At 29.3% G+C, this 15171-nt stretch carries 16 protein-coding genes and 1 tRNA gene; 1 reads left to right on the top strand and 16 read right to left on the bottom strand.

The features are described from left to right. Positions 1-33: 33 nt before the first annotated feature. The 11 genes from ACEG17_RS03585 to ACEG17_RS03535 form a co-directional block, all read right to left on the bottom strand. Positions 34-840, bottom strand: a complete 807-nt coding sequence (locus ACEG17_RS03585) for a MetQ/NlpA family ABC transporter substrate-binding protein (RefSeq protein WP_372582582.1) — start codon at positions 838-840, stop codon at positions 34-36. A gap of 54 nt (positions 841-894) precedes the next feature. Further along, positions 895-1539 (bottom strand): methionine ABC transporter permease, encoded by a 645-nt coding sequence (locus ACEG17_RS03580; RefSeq protein ID WP_197735206.1) that lies wholly within the window; start codon positions 1537-1539, stop codon positions 895-897. Positions 1540-1583: 44 nt separating this feature from the next. After that, complete coding sequence (locus ACEG17_RS03575) at positions 1584-2657, bottom strand: methionine ABC transporter ATP-binding protein (protein ID WP_372582581.1); 1074 nt, start codon at positions 2655-2657, stop codon at positions 1584-1586. A 215-nt stretch (positions 2658-2872) separates the two neighbouring features. Then, positions 2873-3604 (bottom strand): amino acid ABC transporter ATP-binding protein, encoded by a 732-nt coding sequence (locus tag ACEG17_RS03570; protein WP_372582603.1) that lies wholly within the window; start codon positions 3602-3604, stop codon positions 2873-2875. Between the two features lie 51 nt (positions 3605-3655). Next, complete coding sequence (locus ACEG17_RS03565) at positions 3656-4312, bottom strand: amino acid ABC transporter permease (protein WP_372582580.1); 657 nt, start codon at positions 4310-4312, stop codon at positions 3656-3658. A 2-nt stretch (positions 4313-4314) separates the two neighbouring features. Then, a complete protein-coding gene (locus ACEG17_RS03560; protein ID WP_372582579.1) occupies positions 4315-5103 on the bottom strand; it encodes an amino acid ABC transporter substrate-binding protein in 789 nt (262 codons plus the stop codon). Between the two features lie 286 nt (positions 5104-5389). After that, entirely contained in the window at positions 5390-6379 is a 990-nt protein-coding gene (locus ACEG17_RS03555; protein ID WP_372582578.1) for a YiiG family protein, read from the bottom strand. 89 nt (positions 6380-6468) lie between these two features. Then, positions 6469-7413, bottom strand: coding sequence for an AEC family transporter (locus tag ACEG17_RS03550; RefSeq protein WP_372582577.1), 945 nt, complete (start codon positions 7411-7413; stop codon positions 6469-6471). Positions 7414-7421: 8 nt separating this feature from the next. After that, the gene (locus ACEG17_RS03545) at positions 7422-7868 is read right to left on the bottom strand and encodes a hypothetical protein (RefSeq protein WP_372582576.1); all 447 of its coding nucleotides are present in this window, start codon (positions 7866-7868) and stop codon (positions 7422-7424) included. Positions 7869-7913: 45 nt separating this feature from the next. Next, complete coding sequence (gene mnmA / locus ACEG17_RS03540; protein ID WP_372582575.1) at positions 7914-9026, bottom strand: tRNA 2-thiouridine(34) synthase MnmA; 1113 nt, start codon at positions 9024-9026, stop codon at positions 7914-7916. A gap of 301 nt (positions 9027-9327) precedes the next feature. Then, complete coding sequence (locus ACEG17_RS03535; RefSeq protein ID WP_372582574.1) at positions 9328-9822, bottom strand: hypothetical protein; 495 nt, start codon at positions 9820-9822, stop codon at positions 9328-9330. A 661-nt stretch (positions 9823-10483) separates the two neighbouring features. Here ACEG17_RS03535 and ACEG17_RS03530 point away from each other — a divergent pair. Further along, positions 10484-12118 (top strand): malolactic enzyme, encoded by a 1635-nt coding sequence (locus tag ACEG17_RS03530; protein WP_372582573.1) that lies wholly within the window; start codon positions 10484-10486, stop codon positions 12116-12118. A 576-nt stretch (positions 12119-12694) separates the two neighbouring features. On the opposite strand, the gene rpmA is transcribed toward ACEG17_RS03530, so the two are convergent. The 5 genes from rpmA to ACEG17_RS03505 all read right to left on the bottom strand — a co-directional run bounded on the left by rpmA (position 12695) and on the right by ACEG17_RS03505 (position 14856). Continuing rightward, positions 12695-12988: a 50S ribosomal protein L27 gene (gene rpmA, locus ACEG17_RS03525; protein ID WP_026746154.1), complete on the bottom strand. Its 294-nt coding sequence runs from the start codon at positions 12986-12988 to the stop codon at positions 12695-12697. A gap of 69 nt (positions 12989-13057) precedes the next feature. Continuing rightward, positions 13058-13402 carry a ribosomal-processing cysteine protease Prp gene (locus tag ACEG17_RS03520; RefSeq protein WP_372582572.1) on the bottom strand — a complete coding sequence of 115 codons (345 nt, stop codon included), beginning with the start codon at positions 13400-13402 and terminating at the stop codon, positions 13058-13060. A gap of 46 nt (positions 13403-13448) precedes the next feature. Then, positions 13449-13757, bottom strand: a complete 309-nt coding sequence (gene rplU / locus ACEG17_RS03515; RefSeq protein ID WP_021769501.1) for a 50S ribosomal protein L21 — start codon at positions 13755-13757, stop codon at positions 13449-13451. Positions 13758-13871: 114 nt separating this feature from the next. After that, a tRNA-Ser gene (locus ACEG17_RS03510) sits at positions 13872-13958 on the bottom strand. Positions 13959-14085: 127 nt separating this feature from the next. Continuing rightward, the gene (locus ACEG17_RS03505; RefSeq protein WP_372582571.1) at positions 14086-14856 is read right to left on the bottom strand and encodes an SDR family NAD(P)-dependent oxidoreductase; all 771 of its coding nucleotides are present in this window, start codon (positions 14854-14856) and stop codon (positions 14086-14088) included. Positions 14857-15171: the final 315 nt, after the last annotated feature.

Below are 15171 nucleotides of genomic sequence, written 5' to 3'. Positions count from 1 at the left end.
TTTTTTATTTATAATTTATTTTACAAACTTTTACTAAAATACTGGAACAATTACATCTTTATATTTTTCTTCCATATATTTTTTTACTTTTTCGCTTTGTAATGCCTTTAACAATTTCTGAATTCTAGGATCATTTTCATTCCCTTTCAATGTTGCAAGAACATTTGCATAAGGTGAATCTTTATCTTCTTTTACAAGTCCATCTTCTTTATATGACAACCCTGCATTTAATGCAAAACTGCTATTTACAATTGAAGCAGCAACTTCAGGTAATCTTGGTGGAAGCTGTTCTGCCGAAAGCTCTTCAAATTTTATATTTTTTGGATTACTTACAATGTCTTTTAATGTTGCATCCACATTCTTGTTATTATTTAATTTTATAATTCCAGCTTTATCCAACAGAATTAATGAACGAGCCAAATTTGTAGGATCATTTGGCAACAATATTGTATCACCATTTTTTAATTCGTTAATATTTTTTATTTTTTTTGAATAAAGTGCAAGTGTAGGTAAATATATTTTCCCAACTGCTGTCATCTCAAATCCATTTTTCTTTCCAAAATTTTCCATATATGGAGTATGCTGGAATAAATTAGCATCTACTTCTTTTGATTGCAGCACTTTATTTGGTTGAACATAGTCATTAAACTCTACTATTTCAAGCTCTATTCCTTCCTTTTTTAAGTCATCCTTTACAAATTTCAAGATTTCTCCAGCAGGAATTGGTGTAGCAGCAACTTTTAATTTTTCAGTTTTTCTAGAATCTTTTGAAGATTTATCTGAATTTCCACAAGCTATTAAAAATAATGCTGTTACTAAAACTAACAAAATTTTTTTCATATAATCATCTCCCTTTTTGTATAACCTACAAAATTATTATTTTAATTTATTATGTTATGTTCTTTTTCTCTTATTCATAAGAGCTTTTACAATACTGTTACCAACAAACTGTATAATTTGCACAAGTACGATTATAACAATTGTCGCCTGCCACATTACTTCTGGCTTAGATCTTTGATAACCGTCAATTACAGCAGCATTTCCAAGTCCACCACCACCAATTGTCCCAGCCATCGCAGAATATCCAATCAGACTGATTAATGTTAATGTCAAGCCATGAACAAGTGCAGGCAGTGCTTCTGGTATCATTACTTTAAAAATAATTTCAGAAACTGTTGCCCCCATAGATTTCGAAGCTTCAATAAGCCCGTCATCTACTTCCTTTAATGCTCCTTCTATGATTCTTGCTACAAATGGAGCAGAACCTAGCGAAAGGGGAACAATAAATGCAACACTTCCGTAAGATTTATGAACAAGCATCCTTGAAAGCGGTATTAATAAAACCATTAAGATTATGAATGGTATTGATCTTGTAATATTTACAATAATCATATCTAATATTTTATGAATTGTTTTATTTGGCTTTACACCCTTTTCATCAGATGTAACAAGTAGAATTCCAATTGGCAGTCCGATAATTAATGCTATAATTGTCGAAATAAATACCATATAAATTGTTTCCCAAAGGGGTTCAGCCATATTTTGAAATTGTAAAAATTTAATCCAGTCAAATCTTACTCCCATTATACCACCTCCGAATCTATTTTATTTTCTTTCAGCCATTCAATAATATCTTTTGCTTTCTCTTCACTTGCCGAAATTTCTATTAATAAATTTCCAACGATAATATCCCCTACTTTATCAATAAATCCACTTAGAATATTTACTTCAACATCATATTTACGAATAATTTTTGTAATATATGACTCATTTACCTGTTCTTCGTTATATTTAAGGCTTAGACGCAATTTTCCATTATTTTCTTCACGGCTCTTTATCTCTTCTTCTGTTCTAAATTCTTCGTGTGAAATATTTTGTACAAATTCTTTTGCAAGTTCTGTTTTTGGATTTAGGAAAATCTCTTTTGTTTCACCTTTTTCAATAATTTGTCCATCTGACATAATTGCAGCTTTATTACAGATTTTCTTTATAACTTCGATTTGATGAGTAATCAAAATTATAGTTATTCCAAATTTTTTATTTATATTCTTTAACAGTTCCAGAATAGAATTAGTCGTTCTTGGGTCAAGTGCTGATGTTGCTTCATCTGAAAGCAGTAATTGCGGATTGTTTGCTAATGCCCTAGCTATCGCCACACGTTGCTTCTGTCCTCCTGAAAGTTGTTCGGGATAATTTAGCTTTTTATCTGAAAGCCCTACAATTTCAAGCAGTTCATCCACTCTTTTTTTAATATCTCTTTTTTTCCATCCTGAAATTTGCAACGGAAAAGCTATATTATCAGCAACATTTTTTGAATTTAGCAAATTGAAATGCTGAAAAATCATACCAGTTTTTTTTCTATATTCTCTCAAAAGTCTTGTATTAAATTTTAGAATATTTTTATCTTCATATCCAAGGCTTTTTTTCTTTTTTCTGTCAATAATTTCATGTCTTACTAAAACTTCTCCAGAAGTAGGTTCTTCCAGCCTATTAAGAAGCCTTATAAGAGTAGACTTACCAGCTCCACTAAGCCCCATAATTCCATATATATCGCCTTGCTCAATGTCAAGACTTACGTCGTTTACAGCTAGCAATTCTTGTCCATTATTAAGTTTATATTTTTTTACCAAATTCCTTATCTTAATAAAACCGTCCATATTTCACCTCTTTTTCATTTGTTTTACCTTATTCTTACTTTCTATAGTTAAAAAGATTATATTATTTATTCCTTTAAAAGTCAACTAACTATTTTAAATACTTTTTCATATTATATCATCTTTATATTGTATATACAAGTAAAAATTTAGGATTTACAAAAAATTTTATAAAATTATAAAAGGGTATACTTATGATACCCTTAAATTAACCTAGATTAACTATTTGTATTTAAAAATTCCTTTACTCTTTGAGAAGATGGATTTTCAAAAATTTGTTGCGAGGTACCTGTTTCCAGTATTTTACCTTTTTCCATAACTACTACTCTATCTGAAATTTCACGAACAAAGTTCATTTCATGACTTACAATTAGCATCGTTATCTTTTGCTCTTTCAATTTTCTAATTATATCCAGTACCTCTTTTACAAGTTCTGGATCAAGTGCTGAAGTTGGCTCATCAAAAAGTAGTATGTCTGGCTGCAATGCTAATGCTCTTGCGATTGCCACACGCTGTTTTTGTCCTCCCGAAAGTTCATTTGGAAAACTGTTCATCTTATCTGATAATCCTACTAAATCAAGCATTTTTTTGGTAATAGCTTCTGCTTCTGATGTATCAATTTTTTTTACTAGCTTTAAAGTCTTTACTATATTATTTCTAACTGACAGATGAGGAAATAAATTAAAAGTTTGAAAAACCATTCCTGTTTTTAGCAGGATTTCCTTTTTAATTTTTTTATCTACATTTTTATCTGTCAGATTATTCCCCTCAATTAAAATCTCTCCTGATGTTATCGACTCTAAATCTACAATACAACGTAAAATTGTCGATTTTCCGCTTCCAGAAGGCCCTATTAATGAGACAACTTCTCCTTTATTAATATATAAATTAATATCTTTTAAAATTATATTATCACCATATTGTTTTTTTAAATTTTTTACTTCTACTATTTTTTCATTTTTCACTCTTTATCTCCTAGTCCACCTTAATTTTAAAATTTCTTAAATTCTGACTTTATTTCTTTTCTCAATATTTTTAAACAATCTATCAACTGCAAAACTTAATACAAGATAAATGATTATTGCACAAATATATGGCGTAATATTATAGTAAATGTTTGCTAATTCCTTTGTACGCTTCATAACTTCAGTTACAGCGAGAACATAGATTAATGAAGTATCCTTTATAAGTGTAATTGCTTCATTTCCCAATGTTGGCAGTACTCTTCTTATTGCCTGTGGCAAAATAATATATATTATTTTTTGCCAGTAACTATAACCAAGGACTTTTGCAGCCTCATGCTGTCCTTTATCAATACTTTCTATTCCACTTCTCATAATTTCCACAAGATATGCCGCATAATTTATAATAAAAGTAATAGTTGCCGCCGTATATGGCTCTAACACAACTTTGTATCCGCCAATTTTCATAAGCGGTATTCCATAATAAACCACCATTAACTGAAGCATTAAAGGAGTTCCTCTAAATATCCAAGTGTAAACTGAAATAAAAAATTTTACAGTCTTATTTTCCCCTGTATATGCTAACGCTCCTAAAATTCCTAACGGGACGGAAAATAGGATTGTAAACAAATATAATATTGCAACATTAGGTAATGTTTTTAATAATTCTACAAATATTGACAATGATTGATTCATTATTAATCTTTAAACCACTTTGAATAAATTTTTTGATAAGTCCCGTCTGTTTTCAATTCTTCAATAGCTTTATTTATAGCTTCAATTAATTTTGTGTTTCCTTTTTTAGCAGCAATTCCATATTCTTCTTCTCCATAGTTCTCGCTTAAAATTTTATAGAGATCTTTTTTAGCCTGAGTTTCTTTTGTTTTTTTAGTATATTTTGCCAACACTTCATCTGCTACAATTGCATCAACTCTCCCTGCATCAAGATCCATAAATGCCTGGTCATATTGAGCATAAGTTTTAAATTCCTTAAATTTTTTATCCTCACCTGATTTTTTCACAGCTTCTTCTCCACTGCTTTCAGTTTGGCTTCCAACATTTTTTCCTGTTAAATCAGCTTTTGCATTAATACTTGAATCCTTCTTAACCACTATAAGCTGATGACTTGTAAAATAAGGTTTTGACATTTCAGTTTCTTTTTTTCTTTCCTCTGTTATAGTAAGTCCATTCCAAATTAAATCAATATTTCCACCATTCAAATCTAGTATCTTTGAATCCCAGTTTATTGGCTTAAATTCAACTTCAGCACCCAACTTTTGAGCAACTGCTCTCGCCAAATCAATATCAAACCCCACAATCTCTCCTTTTTCATTTTTAAATCCCATCGGAACAAATGAATCATCAAGCCCAATCACTATTTTTTTAGGAATACCGTTAGCATTGGCTTTTTCTTCTTTTTCATCTTTCTGAACACTGCACATTAATACACTTAATGCAAAAACCATAAGCAACATTATTTTTTTCATTTCTACCGCCTCCTGCTTTCATTTATATACTAAAATTTACAAATTAATTTCTAAATATATTATAATAATAACACTTTTTTCGATATTTTGTCAATAATTATAATATATAACTTTTATATATTTCGATATATTTTATTTATGGTTAAATACTAAAAAATCAGAATAAAAAATACAAGGTGAGCGATTATTACCCACCTATTTTATAATTATCCACATTTTTCTCATTTAAATATCAGCTTATTTTATTTAATAACAGTTTTATTATAAATAGAGTTTAGTATAAATTCTATTTTTGTACCATTAAAACATTAAACACATTTTCTAAATCTGTCTTTGAACTCAAAATATTACTTGCACTCATTACTACATCCTGAATATTTTGATTTTTTACGCCTGCTACCATTTTTTGCATGTTTTCTGATAACGTTTTTGAACTTTCCTTTATTTTTTTGAAATCTGCCTCACTTATATTTTCTTTCTTAGCATTTTCTAATGTTATTTCAGATACTGCCTTATATGTGTTTTGCACATTATTATTAGCTTCTTCTAGTGTTTTTACTTCATTTTCATCAAAGTTTAGATTATTTTTTCCAAATGCTGTTTTTCCAAATTCATTTACTGAATTTACAAATTTTAAAATATTTAATTTTGCTGTTTTGCCGTCTTTTTGTAATTGACTCTCCATTTTTTGATTGATTATTTGAGCAATTTCATGTAATGAATTAGCAAAAATTTTGTGATTTTCCTGTCTATTTTGCAATACAACTTTATACTTGTCATTCAATTCTCCCACTTTTGCCAACTTATCAGCTTTATAATCACCTTTTTCAAAATAATCGTTAATTTCTGTCAATACCTTTTGTTCCTCTACCAATGAATTTATCAGATTTTCAGCATTTTTATCAATAGCTTCCATTTTGGGACTTTTTTGCATTACATCAGTAATTTCTTTTATATATTCACCAATCAGGTTAATTGAACTATCCAAATTTTCAGTAAATGTCGGAACTTCCGAAATATTTTTTATATTTCCAGTTTCATTAAGAAATTCCTCTTTTTTTATTTCCGTAAAAAATGTATTCCATTCTTCAGAATTTGGTACATCGCTTAATTTTGAATATTCATTATATTTTGCGATTTCTTCTGTTGAAATATCCCTTTTCACATTTGTTACTTTTACTTTATCCTTATTATTTTTGTCATTGCCCTTGTTATCACATCCCACAATAACTAGCAATGCCATTATTCCAATCACTGCATATTTTTTCAGTTTCATTATTTTTCCTCCAGAATGTTTTATTTTTTAAAATTTATAATTTTTACAATACTCTATTATTATACCAAATTTTTATTTATTTAACAAATTTATACTAATCCTGCAATCTTCAATATGTAAAGCCACCCTGTTAATGTAAAAATACTCATAATTGTAGTGATCATAACGGTTCCCGAAGTTACAGCACCATTATGACCCATTCCTCTTGCCATCGTAAACGAAGTTGGTGTCGTTGGGCTTCCAAGCATTCCAAGTACTGCAACTAATTTTTCGTCCTTAAATCCAAATTTTATTGCTATTGGTAAAAATATTGCTGTAAGAATCAGTAGCTTAAATGAAGACGAAACTAATACAATCTTTATTTTTGAAAAAACTTCCTTTACATCAAAACTTGCTCCTAATGCTAATAGTCCAAGCGGAGTTGCGGCTGAGGCAAATGTTGAAATTGATTTTTTCATAATTACTGGCTGTGGAATTTTTAACAATGCCCAAATCATTCCAGCCAAAATTCCAAGTATTAAAGGATTCTTCATAACTCCCTTTAACGTATTTTTTAAAACTACTCTATTTAATTTCCCCTGTTCTGGACTAAGTAACATCAAAATCACAACTGAAGCAACATTGTACAAAGGGACAGCTCCAATTACCATAAGAGCCACAATTTTAGCCTCTCCATACACATTCTGCACAAAAGCATAAGCAAGTAAAGCAGCACTGCTTCTGAATCCAGCTTGAATAAATTCTCCACGAATTGACTTATTCTTCAGAAAAAGTGAGATGATACACATTATCATTATTGATAAAAATGTTGCAAAAAAACAGAACATCAAATATTTCAAATCCCAGATTGCCGAAAAATCAGATAATGATAATTCTTTAAACAAAAGTACAGGCAAAAGTGCTAAAAATACAAATCTATTCATCTTATCCGCAAATTCTAAATCTATAATTCCTATTTTCCTAAAGACATACCCAAGTACCATAATCAGAAATACAGGCATCGTAGCATTTAAGCAAAATATCAATTCTTCCATTTTTCTCCTTAACTTCCACACGCTACATAAAACACAGGAATTCCGTCTACCTCATTATCTGAATCCATACCTTCAAAAAACACATGATCTCCTAATTCTTTATTTGCCTGCTGATTATGTACTTTTGTCATTAATTCAAGATTTGTAAAATATTTTCCATTATCAGCCTTTAACAATGCTCTTACATCAACTTGAAAATAACCATCCTCTGCATATTCTTCAGATAATTCTTCTTCATCAGTTGTTTCATTTTCCAGTAAGTCTTCTTTCCCTTTTATCCATGCCTCATAGTCAACATAAATTTCTGGCTGGTTAACAGCTACTTTATCAGGATTCCATTCTCTGTCAATATATTCACGCATTCTATCATAATATGCCTTTATATCCTTATTAAATTCTTCTGTACTTTCATAAATTTTCTTACTAAACGTCCACATAACATCATCAAGTGCCATATTTTATTCACCTCTTAATTTTTAATATTTTTTATAAGTCAAAAACTATTTTATAATTTTGTCAATAATTCCTCCACCAAGACAAACTTCACCATCATAAGCAACCACAATTTGTCCTAACGTTACAGCTTTTTGCGGCTCATCAAAAATCACTTCATATTCATTTTCGTTAAGTTTATTAATCACAACTTTTGTATCTTTTTGTCTGTATCTAAATTTTACAGTACATTCTAACGGAAACTGTACTTCATTTATAAAATTAAAATCTGTTGCAATTAACCCTTTTGAATAAAGTACCGAGTTATCACCTTGTGTTACTATCAATTCATTTTTTTGTAAATCCTTATCCACAACAAACCAAGGCTCTCCAGTTCCTTCCTTTGTATTTCCAATCCCAATTCCTTTTCTCTGTCCGATTGTATAATACATAAGTCCATTATGATGACCCAATACCTTTCCTTGTGTATTTACAATATTTCCACCCTTTGCTGGTAAGTATTGGGATAAAAATTTATTAAAATCACGTTCTCCAATAAAGCAGATTCCTGTACTGTCTTTTTTCTTTGCTGTTGCCAAGTTATATTTTTCAGCTATTTCACGAATCTGTGGCTTTGTGTATTCTCCTAATGGAAACAGAACTTTTTCCAGTTGCTCCTGACTTAACTGACAAAGAAAATATGTCTGATCTTTATTATCATCAATTCCTCTTAACATAGTCGATTTGATTTTTCCATCTTTTTCTTCGTGAATAATTCTCGCATAATGCCCTGTTGCCACATAATCAGCTCCAAGTTTCATCGCATAGTCTAGAAATGCACGAAATTTGATTTCCTTATTACACATCACATCGGGATTAGGTGTTCTTCCTTTTTTATACTCATCTAGAAAATATGTAAATACTTTGTCCCAATACTCTTTCACAAAATTCACCGAATAATAAGGTATCTCCAACTGCTCTGCCACAGCAATCACATCCTTATAATCTTCTTCTGCCATACAAACTCCATTTTCATCCTTCTCTTCCCAATTCTTCATAAAAACTCCGATTACATCGTAACCCTGTTCTTTAAGCAAAATTGCCGCAACGGAAGAATCAACTCCGCCAGACATTCCTAGTACCACTTTCTTTCTTCTTTCCACAATATTTTCTCTATTCATAAATCCCTATTGCTCCTTCTATTTTTGACAGTTTTTGATTTTTAGTTTAAGTTTTATTTTTCTTTCATTTTTATACTTTTTTATTTAGGCATATTTGTAATAAAATTTATTACAACTTTAAATTTTTGCTTTATTTCACAAGCAAACAACTCATTATTCATTTAAAATTCAATAACTTACTATATAATAAATAATATTAGTATAACACAATATATAAAATCAGACAAGACTATTAAATAAATTAAAAAAGAGCAATCTTATATTGAACTGCTCTCTACTTTTTAATTTATATTTTAAGATTTTAATTTACGGCTACTCTTTGTAGAACTTCGATTACATTTAAGTTTTTATCAAGTATAACTACTGTATTTTGTTTTTTATCAAATCCGAAATACAATCTTGCGTGTTTTTTCCCATCCAAGGCTACATAATTATTTACATAATATACACCTTTTTTCCCTGCTGAATAAATTTTATATGATCCGTATACTGTACTGTCATCATCAATATCGTCATAGATTTTTTCTTGTATTTCTCCACCTGTTTTTTTACCAATTTCATAGCCTTGGACTAATTCATCTATTTTCCCTTTATTATCCTCCATTATAAAAAATGAATATTTTTCAGGATATTTGTTGTTATCAAAACTTCCATCCATCCAGTAATAACCGTTAGGAGTTGCTCCTTCCAACACCTCCTTCAATGAAATTTCCAATGTTTTATTTGAAGGTGTAAATTTTTCTGCAAATACAGACATTCCTATTGCCAACATTGATACTAGAATTAATTTTTTCATAACTTTCCACTCTCCTGCTCTAATTTTGATTTACAAATTGATTCTATCATACGAACCTTAAAATAAACTGAAAAAAATACTTTAAAAAATAAAATTTAATATACACCCAAACCTATTTAAAATGAAACTGCTAAAATTATATAAATTGAGAAGTTGAGTTAAGTAGTCATAGCTTTTGAATTCGCTTTTAAAGAAGTTTTACTATAATATAATTCAGAATATATTAATAGCGAATTCAGAATATATTAATAGCGGAATATGTTTATAAACAGAATTTTGTTCTAGTATTTATTTAACAAATGTTTATACTAAACTAAAAAACATACTAGATTTAAATAAAAAAGAAATTAAAGAGTGAATGTAATCTCAAAGACACAAAATTATAGATTTCGGGCATTTAACAAAAATTCTTAAGACATATTCAATGCAATTTTTATAATATTTTTTCATTAATATTCTATCCTTACTAATATTTTAATACATAATTGTCATAATTTTTTAAATTTGTTACAATATATTATTACATTATTTTACAACAGACAAAAAAAATAATTTAAATAACAGGATAAACAAATTGATTTAAGAATATTTTAGTGTTATACTTGAATTATCTGATTATTGCAAAAAATAAATTTGAAATATTATTTAGAGGTGATTATTTATGAAATTAGGTTATGAAATTTTAAACAATCCATTCCTTAACAAAGGTACAGCTTTTACAAAAAAAGAACGAGAAGAATATGGATTATTAGGACTTTTACCACCGTATATTCAGACTATAGATGAACAGGCAAAACAGGCTTATGGACAATTTCTGAAAAAAGACAAGTTAATTGAAAAAAGACATTTCTTAATGGAAATTTTTAATACAAACAGAACATTATTTTATTATTTATTTAGCAAACACGTAGTTGAATTTATGCCAATTGTTTATGATCCTGTAATTGCAGAAAGCATAGAAAATTACAGTGAATTATTTGTAAATCCTCAAAATGCGGCTTATTTGTCAGTAAAAGAGCCCGAAAACATAGAAACTATTTTAAGAAATGCTGCTGACAACAGAAAAATCCGTTTAATTGTCGTTACTGATGCAGAAGGAATCCTTGGAATTGGTGACTGGGGAACTAACGGAGTTGACATTTCAGTTGGAAAACTGATGGTTTACACTGCCGCCGCTGGAATTGATCCCGCTACTGTCCTGCCAGTTGTAATTGATGCTGGAACAAATAGAAAAGAACTGCTGGAAAACGACTTGTATCTAGGAAATAGATTTGAGAGAGTTCGAGGAGATGAATATTATAACTTTATAGACAAATTTGTAAAAACAGCTGAAAAACTTTTCCCAAATTTATATCTTCACTGGGAAGACTTTGGAAGATTAAATGCGGCAAATATTTTAAATAAATATAAAAATGAAATCGCAACTTTTAACGATGATATACAAGGAACTGGAATTATCACTTTAGCCGGAATCTTAGGAGCATTAAAAATTTCAGGTGAAAAGCTTACTGACCAGATTTATATGTGTTTTGGAGCAGGAACTGCGGGAGCTGGAATTGCCAGAAGAATTTTCAATGAAATGGTAGAGCAGGGGCTTTCTGAAGAAGAGGCAAAAAAACGGTTTTATCTAGTTGACAGACAAGGCTTATTATTTGAAGACACGGAAGGACTAACTCCAGAACAAATTCCTTTCGCAAGAAAACGAAGCGAATTTACAAATGCAAATGAATTAACTACTTTGGAAGCCGCTGTAAAAGCTGTAAAACCAACTATACTTGTCGGAACTTCCACAGTGCCAAATACTTTCACAAAAGAAATAGTTCAAGAAATGGCAAAACACACTGCAAGACCAATAATTTTCCCACTTAGCAACCCAACAAAACTAGCAGAAGCCAGTGCAAAAGATCTTATTGAATGGACAAACGGAAAAGCTCTCGTTGCAACAGGTATCCCATCAGATCCAATAGAACTCAACGGAATTACGTACGAAATTGGGCAAGCAAATAATGCTTTAATCTATCCTGGGCTGGGACTTGGAATTATCGCAACAAAGTCAAAAATTGTAAACGACAAAATAATCTCAGCGGCCGCACATTCACTAGGTGGAATAATTGACACAACAAAACCTGGAGCTGCCGTACTTCCTCCAGTATCAAAACTGACAGAATTTTCTGAAACAGTGGCACTGTCAGTTGGACAAAGCGTACTAGATCAAAAATTAAATACAGAACCCATAAGCGATTTAAAAGAAGCAATAAAAAATGCAAAATGGATTCCTGAATACAAGGATTTTTAATTAATTTTTCCAATTTTTAAGAGTAAAATAAATTCTAAAAACTTAGATACTTACTGCTTATTTGATAAATGAAAAATACATGGATAGAGTAGATAGGGTTGTAACGAGTTAAAAAATACAGTAAAAAAGATATTTATTGTTATTAACTACTAAAACAGTAGATTTAAACTTATTATAAACTTTTTTTGCAAAGGCTTACTCCCCTTTCTACTAAATAAAGAAATAATATATTTTTATTTTTTTAATAAGTTTAATTTAATTTTTTTTCAAAAAAATACTGCATAGTCCTTTAGGTATTATTCATTAAGTTATAGATAACAAAAGATATAAACTAAATTTCAATTGACTTCTTTTACTAAAAAATATGTGTACTTGAACTCATTCAAAATTGAAATACTAAAAATCATATAAATATAAGGGTTGAGTTAGTAGTCATTGCTTTTGAGTTCACTTTTAAAGAAGTATAAATCATTAGAAAAATATCCATTAATAAGTATTTATTTTATAAAATTCAAATAAAAAATACCATCTTATTTCTAAGACAGTATTTTAAAATTATATTATAAAATTTTATTACTATGCTTCTGCTCTTTCAGGATAAATACTTACTCTTTTTTTACCATTTCCAAATTTTTCAAATTTTACATATCCATCAGTTAATGCGAATAAAGTGTAATCTTTTCCTAATTTAGCATTAGTTCCTGCGTGAAATTTACTTCCTCTTTGTCTTACAATAATGTTTCCAGCTTTTACAGCTTCTCCATCATATTTTTTTACTCCTAAATATTTAGGGTTAGAATCTCTACCATTTCTAGTTGATCCTTGCCCTTTTTTTGAGGCAAATAACTGTAAGTTTAATTTTAATAACATTTTCCAACCTCCTCGATTTCTTTTTCATATTTTATTTCTTGGATTCTTTTCAAATCTTAACTTCTGAACTTAAAATTTATCTTTTATTTCTTTAAGTTTCACAAAATTACTATATTTTTTTGCAACTTCCTTCAAATACGAATACATTGATTCAACCAAAATATCTGCATTTTTAAGTTCATCATCAGTCAATTCAGAATTTTTCAAATCACACTCAATATACCCATCTTCCTCAATAAACTTCAATTTTTTCTTAAGTTTTAAAGTTTCAATAAGTCCATTTACTGTCATTTGTCCTACTGATGAAACAGCTGCACAAATTACATCTTCTCCATATTCTGAAAAATTTGCATGTCCTTTTATTTCAAAATATGTTATTTTATTTTTTTGTCTTTGAATTTCTATTCTTATCATTCAAACCACAACAGCTTTCACAATCTAAATTATATAAAAAAATACATTAAGCATTGATTGATTTGATTTCAATTGCTGTAAAAGATTGTCTATGCCCTTTTTTTCTGTAGTAAGTTTTTTTGTTATATTTAAAGTTAATTTTTTTATCAGCTTTTCCATGAGATTTAACTGTAGCTACAACTTTAGCTCCTTCTACAACTGGAGTTCCAACTGTTACATTATCTCCTTCTCCAACTAATAGAACTTCGTTAATTTCGATGTCTGAATCAACATCAGCTGCTAATTTTTCAACTTTTAATACAGTTCCAACTTCTACTTTGTACTGTTTTCCACCTGTTTTAATTACTGCAAACATTTATGTTCACCTCCAAATAATTTATCGCTATCATTGGTATTAGCCACCAATTTTATGCGTATATCTTAATTAGTTTACTATATTTTCACTAATTTGTCAAATTATTTTTATAAATGGCGGAAGTAGAGGGACTCGAACCCACAAGACGTTTAACCGCCCACAGCTTTCCAAGCTGCTGCCATACCATTAGGCGATACTTCCACTTTTACAAAATAACTACAAACATTATACTAAACTTGCCTATAAAAGTCAACGAATTTATTATATCCCGTATATCTCTTTGTATGTAGATACTACTGTTTTCTTGTAAATTCATTATCACCCAGTATTATTTATTTTGATTTTTTCTGTAAATATTAAATCCAGTTGCCTGATTTGTTGCCATTATTGTAATATCTGAAATTTGTACATGTTTTGGCTGATTTGCAATATAAACTATTGTATTTGCAATATCTTCTGGCTTCAATGCCTCAATTCCTTCGTAAACCTTCTTAGCCTGCTCTGTATTCCCATGGAATCTTACATTACTAAAATTAGTTTCCACAATTCCAGGTTGAACAGTAGTTACTTTAATATTTTTATCAATTGTATCAATCCTAATTCCATCACTCAAAACCTTTACAGCAGATTTAGTCGCACAATATACAGCAGCTCCTGCATAAGCATAAATTCCAGCAGTTGAGCCAATATTTATAATATGCCCCTCATCATTTGCAACCATGCTTGGTAAAATTTGTCTTGTAACGTACAATAATCCTTTTATATTAGTGTCTATCATTCGTTCAATATCCACAATATCATATTCCTGAAATTTATCCAGCCCCAAGGCAAGTCCTGCATTATTTACAAGAATATCTACCTTTTTCACATCATCTAGTATTTTCTTGGTAAATTTTACAACATCATTATATTTCGTAACATCAAGCACAAAAATATACGCATTAGTACCATATTTTCTATCAATATCAGCCTTTATTTCCTTTAATTTTTCTATATTTCTAGCACACAAAATCACATTATCCCCATTTTTTGCAAAGGCATAAGCTGTTTCCTTCCCAATTCCACTTGTAGCTCCAGTAATAAAAATATTTCTATTCATAAAAACTCATCTCCTCTAGTTTTATTTTTATTTTAGACAAATTGTTTTGTGCTAATATAAATTACAAATTTCTAATATATTATACCTTTAAAAATTTACATCTCAAAATATTTTTATAAAAAATTATGACAATTATTATAACCAAAGAAGTATCGACAATCATTTTTTTCAAAATAAAGTTTATTTTTATCAATTTACTTGATGTAATCCGATTAAAACTGTTGTGATTTTTTGGAAATAAAATTAATTGTTTGAGCGAAGTTTCACGTAGCGAGTTTCGATTTTATTTTCAAAAAATTCTTAGACTAGCCAGGG

The sequence above is a fragment of the Leptotrichia hongkongensis genome, from assembly GCF_041538065.1.
Taxonomy (GTDB): Bacteria; Fusobacteriota; Fusobacteriia; order Fusobacteriales; family Leptotrichiaceae; genus Leptotrichia; species Leptotrichia hongkongensis.
Note: the sequence above shows the minus strand (reverse complement) of the source record. Positions and strands in the feature narration are given on the sequence as shown.

Coding starts and splice junctions, on each gene's coding strand:
- ACEG17_RS03585 (WP_372582582.1), bottom strand. CDS start 840: ATGAAAAAAATTTTGTTAGTTTTAGTAACAGCATTATTTTTAATAGCT.
- ACEG17_RS03580 (WP_197735206.1), bottom strand. CDS start 1,539: ATGGCTGAACCCCTTTGGGAAACAATTTATATGGTATTTATTTCGACA.
- ACEG17_RS03575 (WP_372582581.1), bottom strand. CDS start 2,657: ATGGACGGTTTTATTAAGATAAGGAATTTGGTAAAAAAATATAAACTT.
- ACEG17_RS03565 (WP_372582580.1), bottom strand. CDS start 4,312: ATGAATCAATCATTGTCAATATTTGTAGAATTATTAAAAACATTACCT.
- ACEG17_RS03560 (WP_372582579.1), bottom strand. CDS start 5,103: ATGAAAAAAATAATGTTGCTTATGGTTTTTGCATTAAGTGTATTAATG.
- ACEG17_RS03555 (WP_372582578.1), bottom strand. CDS start 6,379: ATGAAACTGAAAAAATATGCAGTGATTGGAATAATGGCATTGCTAGTT.
- ACEG17_RS03550 (WP_372582577.1), bottom strand. CDS start 7,413: ATGGAAGAATTGATATTTTGCTTAAATGCTACGATGCCTGTATTTCTG.
- ACEG17_RS03545 (WP_372582576.1), bottom strand. CDS start 7,868: ATGGCACTTGATGATGTTATGTGGACGTTTAGTAAGAAAATTTATGAA.
- mnmA (WP_372582575.1), bottom strand. CDS start 9,026: ATGAATAGAGAAAATATTGTGGAAAGAAGAAAGAAAGTGGTACTAGGA.
- ACEG17_RS03535 (WP_372582574.1), bottom strand. CDS start 9,822: ATGAAAAAATTAATTCTAGTATCAATGTTGGCAATAGGAATGTCTGTA.
- ACEG17_RS03530 (WP_372582573.1), top strand. CDS start 10,484: ATGAAATTAGGTTATGAAATTTTAAACAATCCATTCCTTAACAAAGGT.
- rpmA (WP_026746154.1), bottom strand. CDS start 12,988: ATGTTATTAAAATTAAACTTACAGTTATTTGCCTCAAAAAAAGGGCAA.
- ACEG17_RS03520 (WP_372582572.1), bottom strand. CDS start 13,402: ATGATAAGAATAGAAATTCAAAGACAAAAAAATAAAATAACATATTTT.
- rplU (WP_021769501.1), bottom strand. CDS start 13,757: ATGTTTGCAGTAATTAAAACAGGTGGAAAACAGTACAAAGTAGAAGTT.
- ACEG17_RS03505 (WP_372582571.1), bottom strand. CDS start 14,856: ATGAATAGAAATATTTTTATTACTGGAGCTACAAGTGGAATTGGGAAG.